Genomic DNA, 1594 nt, shown 5'->3' on the forward strand with positions numbered 1-1594 from the left:
CACGGGACCATTTGGTTGCGGGGACAGGATTTGAACCTGTGACCTTCGGGTTATGAGCCCGACGAGCTACCGAACTGCTCCACCCCGCGACAATAATATAGTTGATAATTTTAAAAATAAAAATGGAGGAGGAAGAGGGATTCGAACCCCCGCGCGGTATGACCCGCCTGTCGGTTTTCAAGACCGATCCCTTCAGCCGAACTTGGGTATTCCTCCGAAAAATGTTGATGGTGGACCTTGCAGGACTCGAACCTGCGACCGGACGGTTATGAGCCGTCTGCTCTAACCAACTGAGCTAAAGGTCCTTAAAATAGCGGCAGAGGGAGTCGAACCCACGACCTTTCGGGTATGAACCGAGTGCTCTAGCCAGCTGAGCTACACCGCCAAGATTATTGCAATAAATATATTATGGTGGAGCCTAGCGGGATCGAACCGCTGACCTCCTGCGTGCAAGGCAGGCGCTCTCCCAGCTGAGCTAAGGCCCCAAATAATTTCCAAATTGGTCGGGAAGACAGGATTCGAACCTGCGACCCCTTGGTCCCAAACCAAGTGCTCTACCAAGCTGAGCTACTTCCCGTAAATATGGCGCGCCCGGCAGGAGTCGAACCCACAACCTTCTGATCCGTAGTCAGACGCTCTATCCAATTGAGCTACGGGCGCTAATTTATTCATAAAAGTGGTGCCGAGAACCGGAATCGAACCGGTACGGTAGTCACCTACCGCAGGATTTTAAGTCCTGTGCGTCTGCCAGTTCCGCCACCCCGGCACTTTAGTGAATCTTTGGAGCGGAAGACGAGGTTCGAACTCGCGACCCCCACCTTGGCAAGGTGGTGTTCTACCACTGAACTACTTCCGCTCGGTTATTAAATTAAATGGTGCGGGTGAAGGGAGTCGAACCCCCACGCCTTGCGGCGCTAGATCCTAAGTCTAGTGCGTCTGCCAGTTCCGCCACACCCGCATACATATCTTTTTGAAAAATGGTGAGCCATGTAGGATTCGAACCTACGACCCTCTGATTAAAAGTCAGATGCTCTACCAACTGAGCTAATGGCTCGTACAATGGTGCCGGAGAAAGGACTTGAACCCTCAACCTACTGATTACAAGTCAGTTGCTCTACCAGTTGAGCTACTCCGGCGTTTGGAATAAATATGGTGGAGGATGACGGGCTCGAACCGCCGACCCTCTGCTTGTAAGGCAGATGCTCTCCCAGCTGAGCTAATCCTCCTGGGTATTAAAATCAAATTGTAATATGTATTTATTGCAAGCCCAGCGACGTCCTACTCTCACAGGGGGAATCCCCCAACTACCATCGGCGCTGAAGAGCTTAACTTCCGTGTTCGGTATGGGAACGGGTGTGACCTCTTCGCCGTCATCACTAGACTTGAATAATTATTTGAAAGACAAGTTTTATTATAACATCTCCGTAGAAAATTACAAGTGTTTTTTTATAAAAATTTATTCTTTCAAAACTGGATAAATGACATTTTTAACAAATAATTACATTTTGGTTAAGTCCTCGATCGATTAGTATTCGTCAGCTGCACGTGTCGCCACGCTTCCACCCCGAACCTATCTACCTCATCGTCTTTGAGG

Annotated in this window: 13 tRNA genes and 2 rRNA genes; all 15 read right to left on the reverse strand. The window is 49.4% G+C overall.

From position 1 onward, the window contains the following. Positions 1–12 precede the first annotated feature (12 nt). Positions 13–89, reverse strand: a tRNA-Met gene (locus tag BMZ04_RS21740). Positions 90–123: 34 nt separating this feature from the next. Next, positions 124–216, reverse strand: a tRNA-Ser gene (locus tag BMZ04_RS21745). 12 nt (positions 217–228) lie between these two features. Beyond that, positions 229–305: transfer RNA gene (locus BMZ04_RS21750), tRNA-Ile, on the reverse strand. 6 nt (positions 306–311) lie between these two features. Next, positions 312–385: transfer RNA gene (locus BMZ04_RS21755), tRNA-Met, on the reverse strand. Between the two features lie 24 nt (positions 386–409). Further along, a tRNA-Ala gene (locus tag BMZ04_RS21760) sits at positions 410–485 on the reverse strand. A 15-nt stretch (positions 486–500) separates the two neighbouring features. Next, positions 501–577, reverse strand: a tRNA-Pro gene (locus BMZ04_RS21765). Positions 578–583: 6 nt separating this feature from the next. Then, positions 584–660, reverse strand: a tRNA-Arg gene (locus BMZ04_RS21770). Between the two features lie 17 nt (positions 661–677). Continuing rightward, positions 678–766: transfer RNA gene (locus BMZ04_RS21775), tRNA-Leu, on the reverse strand. A 15-nt stretch (positions 767–781) separates the two neighbouring features. Further along, positions 782–856 (reverse strand) — tRNA-Gly (locus BMZ04_RS21780). Between the two features lie 17 nt (positions 857–873). Then, a tRNA-Leu gene (locus BMZ04_RS21785) sits at positions 874–958 on the reverse strand. 20 nt (positions 959–978) lie between these two features. Then, positions 979–1054 (reverse strand) — tRNA-Lys (locus BMZ04_RS21790). A gap of 6 nt (positions 1055–1060) precedes the next feature. Further along, a tRNA-Thr gene (locus BMZ04_RS21795) sits at positions 1061–1136 on the reverse strand. Between the two features lie 14 nt (positions 1137–1150). Continuing rightward, positions 1151–1226 (reverse strand) — tRNA-Val (locus BMZ04_RS21800). Positions 1227–1265: 39 nt separating this feature from the next. Then, positions 1266–1381, reverse strand: a 5S ribosomal RNA gene (rrf, locus tag BMZ04_RS21805). Between the two features lie 124 nt (positions 1382–1505). Beyond that, positions 1506–1594: ribosomal RNA gene (locus tag BMZ04_RS21810) — 23S ribosomal RNA — on the reverse strand; the annotation flags it as partial.

The sequence above is a fragment of the Psychrobacillus sp. OK032 genome (genome assembly GCF_900111345.1).
Classification (GTDB): Bacteria; Bacillota; Bacilli; order Bacillales_A; family Planococcaceae; genus Psychrobacillus.